We start from the raw sequence: 16,829 nt of genomic DNA on the forward strand, positions 1-16,829 counted from the left end.
CCCAGGAATCAGGTTTGGCCATGCCCCACAAAGGTGATCCACACAAAGCCATAGTCATCAACTTCTGCGTTCGCGTCTTCACCCACAACGATAGTGGATTCTCTTTCTTCAATAATGACTGGGCCTTTTATCCTGGCCCCTGGAAATAACTTCAACCTATCAACGACAGTAAAGGGAATAAATTTCTTTTGGATCAAGGAGAAAGCCTCGCGATTTCCTTTAACGCAATCTTGTAGCGTTCCCTTACTGGAGGTTATGCGCGGGATTTGAAAGGGATGTTGCGGGAGACTGGCTCGCACCCTGAAGGATATGAATTCCACCCGTGTATCCGGGTAGGTACGGCCATAAAGCCGTTTATAGCTCTCATCAAAAAAGTCGCGAATTTCACTTTTTTGCCACTCATTGAAAGCCTTGTTGGGAATAGGCAGATTCGTTTCCGCTCCCTGTCCAACAAATCGCATATCAGTGGAGCGAGCAAACTCGATACCGTCCACGGCGCCGCTTTGCTTGAGGATAGCTGCGGCCTCCTCTTCCAATTCTGCAAAAAGCTTTTCGATGCTGTTGAAGTCCACTTCGTCTAATTCGACTCGGTGGCTCCGAACCAGATCGAACGCCACAGGAGCGGTGAAAAAACCTAAAGCTGAGCCAACGCCTGCCAAGGGTGGGACGATTATTCTAGGCGCTCCGATTTTCTTAGCCAACCCGTAAGCGTGTACCGGACCAGCCCCGCCGAAGGCGGTCAATGTGACAGTGTTGGGATTGCCGCCTTTTTCGGCTATATGGGTTTTTGCGGCAGCCGCCATGGTCTCGTTTATCAAATCATGGATACCAAACGCCGCTTCGATCAACGTCGCATTTAGTGGTTTCGCGACCTTTCCATCGATTGCTCTATGAGCGGCGTCCAAATCAAGCGGCATAGCGCCACCCAGAAAGTAGTTCGGGTCTAAATAACCTAGTGTTAAATCAGCGTCCGTCACCGTAGGGTTTTCACCGCCCAGTCCGTAGCAGGCCGGCCCCGGATCGGCCCCAGCGCTGTCAGGACCGACCTGTAAAAGACCCATTTTACTGATACGGGCAATACTGCCCCCTCCAGCTCCAATTTCCATCAAATCAACTACAGGAACCTGAATAGGCAGTCCGCTGCCTTTTTTGAAACGTTGCACGCGTCCGACTTCAAAAGTCGAAACCAATCCGGCCTCACCTTTTTGAATAAGGCATGATTTGGCGGTAGTTCCGCCCATGTCGAAACAAAAAATATCTTTGATTCCAAACATACGGCCGTAGTGTTTGGAAGCTATCACCGCCGCCGTGGGGCCTGATTCGATAATCCGCACCGGGAATTCACCGGCGGTAGAAGCTGTGGTGATCCCTCCACTGGAAAGCATAATAAAGAGCTTTCCGTTGAAGCCCAGTGATTGCAAGCGGGCGGAGAGTTTGTGAAGGTACTTCACCGTGATGGGTTTTACGTATGCGTTTGTGACGGTAGTGGAAGTTCGTTCATACTCTCTAATTTGCGGTAGCACTTCGTAAGACGCCGACACAGACAAGCCTGGAGCTAGCTCTTCCGCCAACATTTTGGTTATTGCTTCGTGTTCAGGATTTTCGTATGAATTTATCAAACAGATCGCCAGCGACTCGATACCAGTGTCGAGGAGAGACCGTATAACCAATTTGACTTCATTTGGGTCCAGAGGTTGCAGAACACGGCCATCGCTGGTCATTCGTTCATCCACTTCAGTTCGTAATGCTCTGGGGACAAGCGGCTTGGGGTATTCGGAGAAAATATCGTATGCGTCATACCGTATTTCACGGCCAAGCTCCAAGACGTCCTTAAATCCTTTCGTGGTTATTAATCCGGTACGGGCGCCTTTTCTCTCAATAATGGCGTTGATGACCAGCGTAGTGCCGTGGATAACCTCCGCCAAATCCGGTATAAATCCTGGAGCTTGGCTTTCCAGCGCCTTTATTCCTGTCTCAACAGCATCTGAAGGATCAGCCGGGGTGGTCAAACATTTGTATATGGAAAACGCTCCTGTATTATCGTCTACGAGCACGAAATCGGTAAATGTGCCACCAATATCACACCCCAACCGGAATGCGCTGTTTTTCATGAGTTCTCCAATGTTGACCTGAACTAAAAGAAATTGCGCCTCGCTATCGAAGTCTTATGGTTTGCCGAGAGCAAAAATCGCAACAGGATACGAGTTAGAATAAGCAAGGCTCATCCCACTCGCCAAAGACATCCCGAAATACACCCGTCATTTCACCAACCGTCGCGTAAGCCTGGCAACAATCCACCAGGGCAGGCATAACGTTGTTTTCGGATTTGGCCGTTTTTTCAAGCGCTTTTAATGAACGATTGACCTCGCGGTTGTCACGCGTTCGTCGTAACTCTTTCAGTCCGGAAATTTGTGTATTGACCCAGGAATCGTCGTATTCGTGGAGTTCAACATCCGGTTGCTCACCTTCGGTATATTTGTTTACACCGACTTTAATGATCTCGCCGTTTTGGAGGCTTTTCTCGAACTCATAAGCCTGCCTGGCCACCTCACGCTGGATGTACCCTGACGAAATTGCGTCTGTCATACCCCCAATCTTCTGGACACGCAGCATTTCTTCCTTAATCTTGTCTTCCATCTCCTTCGTGATGGTTTCCACGAAGTAAGATCCCGCAAGTGGGTCAACAGTATCTCGTAATCCAACTTCCTCCATCAGGATCTCTAGTGTGCGTAGAGACAGCAGAGCGGCCCTTGGGGTTGGTATCGTAAAAGCTTCGTCAAAAGAGCATAGCGCCGTAGTTTGAGCGCCGCTGAGAGCTGCCGCCAGCGCATAGTAGGCGCCACGGATGATGTTGTTTTCCGGCTGCTCTTTGGTTAATCCACTGCCGCCACCGCCAAAAAGGCCTCGTAAAAACAGGTTCTTCCGATCAGTCACGCCGTATTCTTCCTTCAGCATCTTGGCCCACAGTTTGCGAGCGGCACGGAATTTAGCGATTTGTTCCCACAGATTACCGAAGACATTCAGGTTGAAAGAAAAGCGGCCCACAAAATCGTCCGGCGCAAGACCACGGCCGACAAGATTATCAATATATGTCTTCGCGATCTCGAACGCGAAACCGACTTCCTGACTTGGCGTAGCCCCGGATTCACGAATGTGATAGCCGCAAATGCTCACAGGATTGCAGCGTGGAAGCTCTTTGACTGAGTACTCGATAGTGTCGCAAACCAGCCGCACACTCGGCTCCACCGGGAAAATCCAGGCCCCTCTTCCGATCATCTCTTTAAGTATGTCGTTTTGAGGTGTAGCGCTGATTTTTTCTTTGGGATAGCCATACTTCTCTGCGGTGGCCTGGTACATTGCCAGCATTATGCTGGCCACTGCATTTATGGTTAGTCCAGAGCCTATCCTGTCGAACTGGATATCCTTAAAGGCAATCTCAAAGTCCTGGAGAGAATCGACCGCCATACCGACTCGTCCCACTTCACCTTCAGATTGTGGACTATCGGAGTCATAACCCATTTGGGTAGGTAGGTCGAAGGCTACATTCAGGCCATTCTGCCCGTGAGCTATCATGTATTTGAAACGCTCATTTGTGTCCTGAGGCGTCCCGAAACCGGTATATTGGCGTGTGGTCCATGCTCTGGAGCGATAGCCCTGGGGGTGAATGCTACGTGTAAAGGGGTATTGGCCAGGGTCTCCTAAATCCTCATCATAGTCGAAACCGATGTCCTCCAGGTCTTTGGGCCCGTAGCACGGTTTGACTTCTATTCCCGATTGGTAGATAACCTTATCTATGCCATCTGACTGGTTTTTTATGTATTTTGCAACACCCATTGGTCCCTCCGTTAAAACAAAGCCCGAATGGAATCAATTATTACTTCGAACCGGGTCCCTCCCGGGAAAACCCCTTTAACGCCGATTTTCTCCAGTTTAGGAATGTCGTTTTGGGGGATTACACCGCCAACTACCACAAAAACGTCGGACAAATCTTTCTCTTGCAGCATTTTCATCAATCGTGCGCAAATGGGCAGATGAGCCCCGGTCATCACACTCAAACCGATGACATCAACCGATTCCTGGACCGCTGTGGAAATTATCTGCTCAATGCTTTGATGAAGTCCAGAATACAAAACTTCCATCCCAGCGTCTCTTAAGGCTAGAGCAATTACTTTGGCTCCACGATCGTGACCGTCCAGACCCGGTTTGGCGACAAGAACCCGTATTCTTTTTTTGTATTCCATAATGCATTCCCTTCCATTCACCAGAATTTAGGTCAATGGATCAAACTGGTGTTCGTCATATTGATCAAGGACAGCCGCCATTCCTCTCAAAATGTGTTCCCTTACCAGCTTTTCCACTTCTTCCTCGCGCCGCTCACGCATCATAGCCAACATTTCTAGGTGGTCCTGGTGGCTAACCCGGGCCAGTGCCCGATCCTTGAGAATTATTTTTCTAAAACCAAGAAATTGATTTTTAAAGTCATTGATAATTTTGATTAATCGGCGATTATCGCTCAACGAGTAAAGCATATCGTGAAATCCGGTGTTAATTTCAGGCAACGACTCCAGATCATCGGCATTAAGACACGTTTCAAAGTCACTAATTTTATCCGCTAAAGGCTTCAAATCCTTGGACGTGTGCTCGATAGTCGCCAACCTTGCCGCATACCCTTCCAGAACCGATCTTATTTCAAAAGATTCCTGAATATCTTCTCTGACTAATCCTGTAACGGCGTACCCACCATGCGGACGTCGTACCAAAAGGCCTTCTCGTTCAAGTTTATGAATCGCTTCGCGAACAGGTGTACGGCTCACTCCCATTCGTGAAGCAATTTCATTCTCGATTATTCGGCTGCCATTCGGTATATCCCCACAGGTAATGGCCTGCCATAAACGCTCGAATACGATTTGGCCTGAGGATCTTCTTTCCTCCAATGGCTCTAAAGCATTTGCTAACTGGTCCATCCTGTTAAACACTTTCGGTCCCTTAACTCAACCGCGTCAATTGGGAATAACAAAGGGACGCCTTAAGGATTGGCATACAATTTGTAATCAAATTCCAGCCCAACGTGCGATGTTACATTGCAACACTTCATGGGTACCGCCGCCGTTGAGCAAAAACCGTGTATCCCGGAAATAACGTTGGGCGGTGTATTCCATAGAATAACCATAGCCGGCGAAAATGCGTGTGCACTCGTCGGCCGCGCTACAAGCCGCTTCCGTGGCAAAGTATTTTGCCATGGTCGATTCTTTCAATGCTTCTTGGCCCGCGTCTATCATGGCGGCGGCCCTGTAGGTCATCAATCTGGAAGCCTCCAGATTAGTGGCCATGTTTGCAATCTTGGACTGAACGAGTTGAAATTTTCCGATAGGTTTACCGGAAGCCAGGCGCTCATTGGCGTACTTGATAGAATCGGCCATTGCGGCGCGTTGCAACCCAATAGCCAGTGCGGCTGTCATCGTCCGAATCTCGGCGATGATTTTAAGGAACGCATTTAGGCCCTCCCCTTCCGGGGTTAACCGATATTCCTTTGGAATCAAAACATCTTTGAAGGCCACCTCACAAATAGGGGTCGTGCGCGTCCCCAAACACTTGAATGGCGAACTGAGCGAAACGCCGGGAAAATCACGAGGAATGAAGAAATACCCAATCCCTCGGAGCCTCTTGCTCGGGTCGGTCTGACACATGACCGTGTAAAAACTGGCTTCAGGCCCGTCAGTGACCCAAGTTTTCATCCCGTTTATCAGATACCCGTCGTCAACTTCGGTGGCCCTTGTGGTTATCGCCCCCAAATCGGAACCCGCTTCGGGTTCGGTCATACAGAAGCACCCTATTTTCTCGCCCTGCATTGCAGGTAAAAAATATTCCTTAAACATCTCTTCTGTTCCGTGATGGAAAAGGAAATTGGTACCCATCAAACTTTGCATGGCGACAATTGAGGCCACACTCAATAATCCCCTACTAATCTCTTCACATATTATGCAGAATAATGTGGTATTGCCACCTGCGCCGCCTCTGTTGCGTGGATAGCGAATTCCGAAAATCCCCATCTGGGACAACTTTTTAAAAATGTCTCGAGGGAATTCGCCTTTGTTGTCCAATTCCTGCGCAATGGGAATAATTTCATTGTCGACAAATCTGGCTATATTCTTTCGAATCAGTTCTTCGGGATTTGATCTAATCATTTCAAGGACCCTTCTACGCAGCGCATGGATTTGGGGCTAATCACACATAACCTCGCATAACGTTTGCAACTGCTTCGTCAATTCGGGGACGATATCAACCAGGTCCCCGACTATTCCCCAATCGGCTACCTTAAATATAGGAGCGTAGGGATCTTTGTTTATCGCCACAATGAACCTGGAATCCATCATTCCAGCCCGATGTTGAATAGCTCCGGACACTCCGCACGCAATATATAGTTCCGGCCGAACTGTCACACCGGTCTGTCCCACTTGGTTAGAAGCGGAGATCCATCCAGCCTCAACCGCAACGCGAGTACCGGCTATTTCCGCTCCCAGCGCAGACGCTAATTCCTGAAGGAGCCCAAATCCCGCCAAGTCATTAACACCACGTCCACCAGCTACAATTATCTTGGCTTTTGACAGATCCACATGTGGAGATTCTTCTTTGACAAACTCCAGAATTTTGGTCCTGACCTGAGCTTCTGTGACTTTAGAATCGTGGGCGATTACAACACCTTCTTTGCCTGGAGTAGGGAGTAACTCCATGACCCCGGGTCTAACGGTAGCCATTTGGGGACGTGAAAAGCGATTGGCTATAGTGGCCATGACATTACCGCCAAAGGCCGGCCTGGTTTGCAAAAGGATGCCTTCTTCAGGCTCAATGGAGAGTTCGGTACAATCGGCGGTCAGTCCTGAACCTGTGCGCCTGGAGACCCTTGGCGCGAGATCGCGTCCGATATGGGTGGCGCCCATTAGCAGAATACTGGGCTTGTACGCTGTAATGAGTTCGTCAAAGACATATGAATAAGGCTCTGAACGGTAGTTACTAAAGATTTCGCCATCTGATAAATGCACAATGTCAGCGCCGAACTGAATTAGAGTATCTGCGAGGTCGGCTACATTGTGGCCGATCAAGACTGCCGAGACCTTATCGTTTAACTGTTTGGCCAATTCTTGGGCCTTGCCCAACAACTCCACGGACACCCTGTTGAGGTGGCCTCCACGCTGTTCTGCGAATACCCATACACCCCTGTATTCGCTAAAATCCGGTATGGTTTTTGGTTGAACATCAGTGTGGATGGCCTTATGGTGGCATACCTCCAAACATGCGCCACAACAAGTACACCGGTCCACTATGTGCGCCTTACCGTCTTTCAACTCTATCGCGTCATACGGACACTCTCTCTTACATCGGCGACATCCGTCACACAGATCGATTTCGACCCAAACTGCCATTATTACCTCGTATGTTCATTCGTCCAATCTGCAAACTGACTCCCTGTCATTTTGGAAGGCGCTGGTCTTGTCCGACAAGAAAATTTATATACAGGCGTTTAGATAAGCTTGTTTTGTTTAAAGCGCTCTATAAGGTTTTGAACAACATCAGATGCCCTGCCTTCCAGGAACTCACTCTGACGTTCAAACTTGGGAGCGAATGTTTTGACGACCTGCGTAAAAGACCCGCTCATGCCGACCTCGGCGGTTGTAACGCCAATGTCGGCGGCATTCCAAACCTGAATAGGCGCTTTTTCGCGGCAAGCCGAAAGCAGCCTGGATACCTGAGGATAGCGTGGCTTAACTGGGCCGGCTATTATGGTCAAAAGAGCGGGTAATGAGCATTGGATGCGCTCGTATCCGTCTTCGAGCCGACGTTTAACCTGAACGTAGCCGGCCTCAACTGTTTCGATATCAAATACATAGGTAACTTGAGGCAGATCCAAATATTCAGCCACCTGTGGCCCCACTTGCGCAGTGTCTCCATCGATGGCCTGACGACCTGCCAATATGAGATCGAATTTTTCAATTCGTTGGATCGCTCTTCCAAGAGTAAAAGATGTCGCCCAAGTGTCTGCGCCGGCAAACGCGCGATCCGAAAGCAAAATAGCCCCATCGGCGCCCATTCCTATAGCTTCGGAAAGAGCGTCAATTGCCTGGACCGGCCCCATGGTCAGGACAGTAACCGTGGCCCCAAGGGTTTCCTTTAAAGTGATTGCTGTTTCAAGCGCTTGAACATCGTCGGGATTGATAATCGTATCAATACCTTCACGTATCAGGTTGCCCGTCTTAGGGTCAAGCTTGACTTCGGAAATGCTAGGTACTTGTTTGATCAACACTATAATGTTCATGATAATATCTCTCTGGCTCGCTCTTTATTTTGAGCGTTTCCCGCTGGAACTAGATAACTCCGTCTTCTCTCAATTTGGTCAAATTCTGGTCTGAAAACCCCAATTTTCCGTAAAATTCTTCGTTGTGCTCGCCAAGACGCGGGGGAAATGTCATTTGGAGATTATTGCTCTCGAGAAATGAGGTCATATGCGGTGGCGGAGTCAAAGTGACGCTCATTTTCGTTTTGGGATCTAGAGTCGACAGTAACCGCCGTTGAACAGAGGGTTCGGAAATCAACTCGGAGATAGAGTTAATTTTGCTTACAGGCACTGTGATTGCTGTGAAAAATGTAATCAACTCCTCTGAAGTGTGTTCGCTTGTTATTGAGTTCAAGGCAACATTTAAACTTGTAACATCTTTGATACGTCCTGCGTTATTCCCATATTCCGGCTTATCTAGAGAACTGAAGAGTCCCTCCGCAACCATTGCCTTCCATTGGCGGTCATTTCCCACCGCCAGATAGATGAATCCGTTCTTGGTTTGATAAACAGAAACTGGAGCAAAAAATTCGTGTGTATTACCACAACGGGAAATATGTTTTCCAAAGGACGCCGTCATAGTGATAGGGACAGTCAGCCAGGAAACTGAAGAGTCAAACATGGACAAATCAATCCGACAACCCTGCCCGGTAACTGATCTGTTGAAAATCGCCCTCATCAGCAAACCGTACGCATGTTCGCTTGTGCCAAGGTCTGCCAGCGGGATGCCCAGGACCTGAGGTTCCCTGTCAGGTTCGCCTGTGAGATCCATTAATCCGGACCGGGCCTGGAGAACTGGATCATAGGCGCCTTCATCGCTGTTTGGGCCGAAACCGGTAATGCCCATCCATATTATATCTTCCTTGACGGCTTTAAGGATCTCATAATCAATACCGAGTTTTTTATAATTCCGGGGTAATTGATTAGTAACAAATATATCGACATCCAATTCCTTGATGAGCTTCTGCAGTAATTCCCGTCCGGCAGGCTGAGCAAGGTTGAGCGTGATAGCCTTTTTACCGGCGTTAATACAAAGAAAATAGGAATTCATGCGTTCTTCATTCAGAACGTTGTCCCCTACCATACGATTAGGGTCACCTTGCGCCGGATTTTCGAGACGAATGACTTGCATGCCATCCATGGCCAACCGATAAGTCAAGTACGGCACCACCATCGCCTGCTCCAGAGAAAGAACTTTTAAATCGTACAAGGTTTTCATCACTGTCTCCTCGGTTTGCCCACCAGCATGGATGTGAGGCGCGTTTAATTAGCAACTCGCCGAATAAAACTGTAGTCAATCCCTGGAAAGGCTTTGTATACAGTATACAACAATTATGTCACAGACGAACTAGCTGTCAACTGTTTTTTTACCCGTGACTTCCCACAACAAGATCAGAGATATTTGCGAGAGCGCGCTATTTGCGATTTGCTGATCTATTCAATTAGAGCATAGTCGGGGACATGACTTCCCAGCATTCTCAGGTTTCTCGAAAAGCCTGAAAAAGCCACGAAATCATGTCCCTGTTTTGAGGCCGGCGCCGCCACGAACTTGCGCAGATAGCCTAGTTTCTTTTTATGGCGGCCAGAGATTTGTCAATTGCCTCCAAAGTCAGTTCCAAGTCGTTTTCAGCGTGCCGGAAGCTGATATACGCATGATGGTATGGAGAAAAAAAGAATCCCCTGCGGATCATCTGAGTGTAGAAATCCTTGCGCTTGCCTTTGTATGCGCCGGTATCTTCCTTCTTGAATGTGATGTAAAACATGGGCGCCACCCCGGTCAGTTCAGCTCCCACATCATGTTTATCTATCAATGAGCGGATCTTTTTAATGAACCTTTCGCCTTTTTCCCAGATGTTTTCCAGCACATTGTCCCGCTCAAGGATTTCTATGGTCTTTAGCGCTGCGACAAAGGCATCGCTATTTGGGAAAAAGGTCGATGAAATGAAAAGTTTGTGAGCGGCCGACATCATGACATCCTTTTTCCCGGTCACAACAGAGATAGGATAGCCATTGGCGATCGCTTTCCCAAGAACGCTAAGGTCTGGAGTGACGCCATAAAGCTTCTGCGCCCCTCCCATTGAAAGCCTGAAACCGGTACGGATTTCATCATATACCAACACGGCGCCGTACCTGTCAGCGATCTCTCTAACCCCTTCAAGAAAGCCCGGTTTTGGGGTCTGCATCTCTTGATGGTTGGGATGACCGAAAGGAGTCATGATGATAGCGGCAGTCTGGTCTCCATGCTTTGCCATTAGGTCCGCGAGCTGATCAAGGTTATTGTATTGAAATTCAAACACATCTTCATAGAACTTTGCTGGAACCCCGCCTTTCATTTCCACACACCAGTCATGCCATCCATGGTACCCGCACCGCATCACCTTGAGTTTATTTGTGTATGCCCTAGCGATACGAATACTCGCTGTAGTGGCGTCAGAACCTGTCTTCAAGAAGACGCTTCGCTCAGAACAAGGCACAAGTTCAGTCAACTTCCCGGCAAGCAGATTCTGGTATTTCTGTGTCAGGGTGAAACAGAATCCTTTCTCACTTATCTGCTTGTAAACCGCCTCATCTACTTCTTCTTCGCGGTAACCCAGGATGATGGGGCCGTAACCGCAAAGGAAATCAATAAACTCGTTGCCATCAACGTCGGTCAGCCTGCAACCTTTGCCGCTTTCCAGAAAAATCGGATATTCTCCTTCGATAAAGTCGGCCGGCTTTCTCGCGCCCAGAACGCCTCCAGGTATAAGTTCGATGGCTTCTTCAAACAGTTTTCGGCTATTTGTTATGTTGAGTTTGCTTATCTCTTTCATGGGGAGTCTCCTGTCCTGCGCTAAACATGAACCAGCGACGAAATGGTTTCCGACTGATGGATTTTTGCCCCTCTTTTTAAGAACGCCGCAAGAAATGTCGCCGGATCGATGCAGCCTTCAGGGGCGACCACCCCTTTTTCGGTTACCTTACCTTCATCCATCATAAGCGCTGCAATGGATGCGGGAAGGCCGGTCCCTGGAGCCATTCTTCCGACCATGTCGGCGGTGTAAGTAACGTTGGCGCCGTCTCTTTGTCCTTTAACAATGACCTTGAGCCCAGAGGATTGGGGGCCATTGTCCCGTCCTTCAGGAATAGTTTCCCAAAGTTTCAGCGCAAGATCATAAGGCGTTACCTTGGCGCCTTTCACATCAATGGATTCTGTCCCCAAGAAGCCAGTTTCCTTCTGTTGCTTTATCAACTCATCCACCCATAGGGGAATAAGAGCGCCTTTGATTATCACGTTCTTCACACCTTTGATGTATTTGGGGATGGTCAATGGCTGGGGATGGCCGACGTAGCGGAGATTGCAGGTACCGAGGGGCTCCAGAAAGTCAGCGGTCACTTCTCCGGCGCCGCCTTCCACCTGGACCAGTTCGCCATTCATATATTGGGGTATCTGCCCAAGGGTCATATGAAGGCTGTGGTCCCAAGCAGCTCCTGCAAGTTCGGCAATACTCACTACCCAGTAGAGATAAATGTCCTCAACACTGTCCAGATGGTCTGCGTACCACTTCACAAGAACGTTGTTAGTTCCGGGGTCCGAGCCCATCCCGGTGAGAACGGTGATGCCCACTTCTTTGGCGAGTCCATCTATCTCAGAATTGAAAAGAACCTCTGTTCCTTCATAATCGTCACATATATCAATGTAGTTTACCTTTGCCTCAACGGCCGCCCTGGCGACGGGAACAGCAGTCTTATAAAAGGGGCCGGCGCAGTTAATCACCACATCAATATTCTTGAAGGCGCTAACCATACCTGCATGATTATTCACATCCATCTTGATCAGATTAACTTTTTCGCTTTGGCGCAATTTCGACGCCAATCGTTCCGGGTCAGGGAATAAATCTCCCAGTACAACGGCCGAGATCTGTTGTTGTTTAATCAGGTCCCGCGCGACACCCTGACCCATACCACCGGCTCCTCCTAGTACAAATGCACGCATGTATCATTCCTCCTTGATATTCGGGAATCGTCCCGCGTCCACCACATTTCGTGGATTCTCGGACCCGCGTTTTACCGTTGAATGTTTTCCGTCATTTCCCCCAGCGCAGGAGCGATGAATTCTCCGTCCTGTATGTGAGACAGGACACCGTGGAGCGCGCCAGGGGGATTCAAGTTAAACGGTAAAAAGCGGAATATGCCAACCCATGGTTGAGAGCAACGCATAATGGATTGACGACCGACCTTAGTATACTGTATACAAGATTAAAGATCTAAGAAATATGACCATTACAAAACTTTTTTCATCACACTGATTGACATATGTGCTTGAAACGCTGAGAAACATCGATAGCTGACTTCGGCCGGATACTGGAGTTTGAACTTTACCCGATGGCTGATGTCCGCCTTTCGCCGAAAATTGGATCAAATTGGTGAGGCCAATGACGGACCACCTAGCCCAATTCATAGTCGCCGGTTTAACAACCGGAAGCATTTATGCCCTAATCGCCTTGGGATTTTGCATCATTCATAACGCGACAGGAATTGTTAATTTCACCCAGGGTGATTTTGTCTCACTAGGTGGATTGGTCATTTATTCGCTACTGTTGAGCCTTAAAGCGCCATTGATCGTGGCTTTTCCACTGTCTGTCCTAGCGGTCACGGTCGTCGGGGCTCTGGTGGAACGAGTGGCCATTCGTCCGGCAAGATCTCGCAGTATTGTCATCCTTGTATTTATTACTATAGGGGTCTCAATTTTTCTCAGGGGTGTGTTCAAAATTTTATGGGGAAAGAACCAGATGGGATTGCCTCCTTTTTCAGGCGACACCCCTATAAACTTCGCTGGGGCTACACTTATGCCCCAAAATCTCTGGATTTTTGGCATAACATTTTTGTCAGTGATAGGGCTTCAATATTTTTTCAGCCGAACCAGGTTGGGGAAGGCCATGAGAGCTGCTTCCTGTAACCCGAGAGCTGCCTTGTTGATGGGCGTAAACGTCAATTCAATGGTTATGCTTTCTTTTGCATTCAGCGGAGCGCTTGGAGCGATCGCCGGAATAATCATCGTTCCCATAACCACTCTTTCCTATGATATTGGCGTTATGTTGGGATTAAAGGGTTTTGCCGCTGCCGTCCTAGGCGGCTATGGGAACAGTCTCGGGGCAGTTCTTGGGGGACTCCTTCTGGGTGTGCTGGAATCAGTCGGGGCCGGCGTTATTTCATCAACCTACAAGGATGTAATTGCATTCGGTATACTTCTCCTAGTACTTTTTGTTAGACCAAGCGGGATACTGGGCCATGGCAACACGGAGCGACTTTAGATGAGGATCAGATCATTCGGTGGCAAATCGCTCTTGGGCCCGGTTATTCTTGCTGTTTTTATCGTTCTTTTCCCCTTACTGCTCTCCAATCCGTACTATCTAAATGTAGCCAATATCATAGGTCTTAACACGATCATTGTGGTAGGGCTCACTCTGTTGATCGGTTATGCCGGACAAGTCTCACTTGGGCATGCGGCATTTTATGGCATTGGAGCGTACGCTTCAGCAATTCTTACCGTGACCTACGGTGTCTCTCCATGGTTGGCCCTAGTTCTAGCGGCTCTAATTACCGCCACGATAGCTCTAGTCATTGGAATCCCAACGCTCAAGCTTCACGGCCACTATCTGGTTATGGCGACTCTCGGGTTCAACCTGATAACAAACATAATAATAGTGCAATGCGATTCGGTTACAGGTGGGCCTTCGGGTTTCCCCGGTGTCCCTCCTCTGGCAATAGGTCACTGGGCTTTTGATTCAGATATAAAGATGTACTTCTTGATCTGGTCAACGGCTTTCATCGGAATTGTCCTCGGCCTGAACCTCTCGAAGTCTCGAGTTGGAAGAGGATTAAGAGCGCTTTGTTCCGGCGAATCTGCGGCGAATTGTATGGGAGTTCCCACCAACAAGTATAAAGTCAAAATGTTCGTTCTTAGCGCTGTCTTCGCTTCTGTGGCTGGAAGTCTTTACGCCCATTATTTATCATTTGTAAGTCCAAAGACTTTTGATATTTTCTTTTCCGTGGAATTGGTGACCATGGTAATAGTCGGCGGGATGGGCAGTATATGGGGAGGGCTCTTCGGCTCTGCTTTTCTTACCTCTCTGCCGAACATTCTAAGTTCTTTTGATGAGTATAAGGACATATTTTACGGATTTATCCTGGTTGTGATTCTGATTCTAACTCCAGAGGGTCTCATTTCTGGAATTTTACAGAAACTGAATATTTACAGAAAGAATAGACGGCAAAGAAATAAAAACATACTTGATGATTGCTCAGATAGATCCTGCCTGGAAACCATTGGAGCAATTCCGCTTTCGGATCTCTCTTTTACAACAAGGCATGAAGGACCACATGATATTATCCTGGGGATATACGATATCGCCAAGAGCTTCGGGGGGATTACGGCTGCTTCGGAAGTGACATTTGAAGTTCAGAAGGGGAGCATCACTTCTTTGATCGGACCAAATGGAGCAGGCAAAACAACAACGATCAATCTGATCTTTGGAGTTTACAGACCCAACCGGGGTAAAATTGTTTTTCGGAACAATCGGATCGAGGGGTTGCGTCCCTATCAAATAGCTGCAATGGGTATGGCAAGAACTTTTCAGAATCTTCAGATATTCGATAACATAACGGTCCTGGAAAATGTGATGGTGGGAGCGCATGTCATATCCCACAATGAATTCTTCATTTCGATGTTACATCCTCCATCTTTCCGGCGAGAAGAGAAACTCATTCGTGAAAAAGCTATGGAAGCCTTGTCATTCTTCGGTTTGGAACAGGAAGCCGATTTACCTGCAGGCCAACTATCGTTTGGCGAGCAAAAGCGACTGGAAATGGCCCGAGCCATCGTGTCCGACCCTGAACTTATATTACTTGATGAGCCTGTCGCCGGGTTGAACCGGGCTGAATCCATCGAAATAGCCGGACTTATGATGAAAATCCGGTCGAAAGGGACTACCGTGCTACTTGTGGAACATGATATTAATGTTGTCATGAGTATTTCAGACAAGGTCGTCGTCTTGAACTACGGAACGATAATAGCCGAAGGCCCCCCAATAGAGGTGCAAAAGAATCAGGCGGTTTTGTCGGCATATCTTGGAGGCTCTCTGTAAATGTTGAAGGTGGAAAACCTGCACGCCTATTACCAAGGAAATGAAGCGCTTAAGGGCGTTTCCCTTGAAGTAAACCCAGGTGAAATAATTGCGCTCATAGGGGCCAACGGAGCCGGTAAGACCACTTTGCTAAACTGTATTTCGGGCTTACACACCGATATGGTGGGGCGTATATCATTCAGAGGCGCCGACATTGTCAGGGCGCCTGCTCATAAGCTTGTGAAGCAGGGACTCGTTCAGTGCCCGGAAAATCGTCAGCTATTTGGTCCTATGACTGTCGAGGAAAACCTCGAAATGGGAGCTTATCTTTGGCCGGCCAAAATTGGGAGTGTGGCCTTCAACAAACGAATGGAAGATGTGTTTCAAAGATTTCCGGTATTGAAGTCCCGACGCAAACAATCAGCAGGGACCCTGTCGGGCGGAGAACAGCAAATGGTCGCAATTGCGCGTGGCCTGATGTCTGACCCAAAATTGCTAATGCTGGATGAACCATCTTTAGGTTTAGCTCCAATAATTGTTCAAGAGGTTTTCCGTATTATCAAGGAGATGAGAAATGAAGGTCGGACCATACTCCTTGTTGAACAGAACGCTATAGCGGCCTTGGCTCTTTCAGACAGGGCTTATCTTCTTGAAACAGGGCGTGTGACGTTTAGTGGACCCTCGAATGTGTTCATGACAGACGAGAGGGTCCGTCGAGCTTACCTGGGAAATGATCTTGAAGTAAAAACTTCCTGATGTTGGTGACAAATTTTTGAGGGATCTTTAGGCACGAAAATATGCGATCTTTCAAAAACGATAATCAGCTTGTTTTTACGGTAATTTTACTCAGTTTATAAAAGGGCGTTTCTGAATTGTTCTATCAGTTCCGTTAGACCCGCGGTTTCCATTTCTTTGGAGAATTTCGGGACGACCGCCGAACCGGAAATTCCCGCATCCGCCAGTTTCTTTTTTTCGCGTTCAAGAATCGTCTTTTTATCCTTATTCTTGTTTTTCACCTGATTTTTGAAGGTTGTTCTAAAGCTCTCAATTTCTGATTTTTTTGAAGTGGCGAACGGCCACTCTTCGAATCTCTCAAAGAGAGTGTTCACGTCCGCTTCCGTCGAGATCTTTGTGACAATTTCCTTCCAAACCAGCTTTTCGAGAAGAGACCTGTATTCCTGAGGTTCCCCATTTAAGCTTGAAAGCGCAGCTTGCCTAGAGCCTGCGGGTTCAAGAAACTTCACGGCGTAGCCTTTAGCCTTTTTTTGAAGTTCTTCATTCTTTAGCCGTTTTTTTTCTTCGTCGGACAGGAGCATGCCCCTCGTTCGTTCCATCATGATATCAATTGTGCTGCGAATCTCTGTCAATTCGTTACCTCGAAATATTACTGATCCCAC

The 16,829-nt window shown here is 48.1% G+C and carries 14 protein-coding genes; 3 read left to right on the plus strand and 11 right to left on the minus strand.

Annotated elements, in window-relative coordinates; genetic code table 11:
* Positions 1 to 8: 8 nt before the first annotated feature.
* From WC647_02075 to WC647_02120, 10 genes are all read right to left on the minus strand, one after another.
* A complete protein-coding gene (locus tag WC647_02075) occupies positions 9 to 2,111 on the minus strand; it encodes a hydantoinase/oxoprolinase family protein (protein ID MFA6221081.1) in 2,103 nt (700 codons plus the stop codon).
* A 94-nt stretch (positions 2,112 to 2,205) separates the two neighbouring features.
* Positions 2,206 to 3,834, minus strand: a complete 1,629-nt coding sequence (locus WC647_02080) for a methylmalonyl-CoA mutase family protein (GenBank protein MFA6221082.1) — start codon at positions 3,832 to 3,834, stop codon at positions 2,206 to 2,208.
* Positions 3,835 to 3,845: 11 nt separating this feature from the next.
* The gene (locus WC647_02085; GenBank protein ID MFA6221083.1) at positions 3,846 to 4,241 is read right to left on the minus strand and encodes a cobalamin B12-binding domain-containing protein; all 396 of its coding nucleotides are present in this window, start codon (positions 4,239 to 4,241) and stop codon (positions 3,846 to 3,848) included.
* A gap of 27 nt (positions 4,242 to 4,268) precedes the next feature.
* Positions 4,269 to 4,964: a GntR family transcriptional regulator gene (locus WC647_02090; protein MFA6221084.1), complete on the minus strand. Its 696-nt coding sequence runs from the start codon at positions 4,962 to 4,964 to the stop codon at positions 4,269 to 4,271.
* Between the two features lie 87 nt (positions 4,965 to 5,051).
* A complete protein-coding gene (locus WC647_02095; GenBank protein MFA6221085.1) occupies positions 5,052 to 6,185 on the minus strand; it encodes an acyl-CoA dehydrogenase family protein in 1,134 nt (377 codons plus the stop codon).
* 36 nt (positions 6,186 to 6,221) lie between these two features.
* Positions 6,222 to 7,421 (minus strand): electron transfer flavoprotein subunit alpha, encoded by a 1,200-nt coding sequence (locus tag WC647_02100; GenBank protein MFA6221086.1) that lies wholly within the window; start codon positions 7,419 to 7,421, stop codon positions 6,222 to 6,224.
* A 98-nt stretch (positions 7,422 to 7,519) separates the two neighbouring features.
* Positions 7,520 to 8,311: an electron transfer flavoprotein subunit beta/FixA family protein gene (locus WC647_02105; GenBank protein MFA6221087.1), complete on the minus strand. Its 792-nt coding sequence runs from the start codon at positions 8,309 to 8,311 to the stop codon at positions 7,520 to 7,522.
* 49 nt (positions 8,312 to 8,360) lie between these two features.
* Positions 8,361 to 9,548, minus strand: a complete 1,188-nt coding sequence (locus WC647_02110) for a CoA transferase (GenBank protein ID MFA6221088.1) — start codon at positions 9,546 to 9,548, stop codon at positions 8,361 to 8,363.
* A gap of 343 nt (positions 9,549 to 9,891) precedes the next feature.
* Complete coding sequence (locus WC647_02115) at positions 9,892 to 11,139, minus strand: aminotransferase class III-fold pyridoxal phosphate-dependent enzyme (protein ID MFA6221089.1); 1,248 nt, start codon at positions 11,137 to 11,139, stop codon at positions 9,892 to 9,894.
* A 20-nt stretch (positions 11,140 to 11,159) separates the two neighbouring features.
* Entirely contained in the window at positions 11,160 to 12,302 is a 1,143-nt protein-coding gene (locus WC647_02120; GenBank protein MFA6221090.1) for a saccharopine dehydrogenase NADP-binding domain-containing protein, read from the minus strand.
* A 439-nt stretch (positions 12,303 to 12,741) separates the two neighbouring features.
* Between WC647_02120 and WC647_02125 the strand changes: the two genes are divergently transcribed.
* The 3 genes from WC647_02125 to WC647_02135 are packed head-to-tail and all read left to right on the plus strand — an operon-like array spanning position 12,742 to position 16,188.
* Positions 12,742 to 13,620, plus strand: coding sequence for a branched-chain amino acid ABC transporter permease (locus tag WC647_02125; protein MFA6221091.1), 879 nt, complete (start codon positions 12,742 to 12,744; stop codon positions 13,618 to 13,620).
* On the plus strand, positions 13,621 to 15,453 hold the full coding sequence (locus tag WC647_02130; protein MFA6221092.1) for a branched-chain amino acid ABC transporter ATP-binding protein/permease: 1,833 nt from the start codon (positions 13,621 to 13,623) through the stop codon (positions 15,451 to 15,453).
* A complete protein-coding gene (locus WC647_02135) occupies positions 15,454 to 16,188 on the plus strand; it encodes an ABC transporter ATP-binding protein (GenBank protein ID MFA6221093.1) in 735 nt (244 codons plus the stop codon). It begins immediately after the preceding gene.
* 95 nt (positions 16,189 to 16,283) lie between these two features.
* Here WC647_02135 and WC647_02140 read toward each other — a convergent pair whose 3' ends face one another.
* Positions 16,284 to 16,799: a hypothetical protein gene (locus tag WC647_02140; protein ID MFA6221094.1), complete on the minus strand. Its 516-nt coding sequence runs from the start codon at positions 16,797 to 16,799 to the stop codon at positions 16,284 to 16,286.
* Between the last annotated feature and the right edge of the window lie 30 nt (positions 16,800 to 16,829).

It is taken from the genome of Desulfomonilaceae bacterium (genome assembly GCA_041662605.1).
GTDB lineage: Bacteria > Desulfobacterota > Desulfomonilia > Desulfomonilales > Desulfomonilaceae > CAJBEZ01.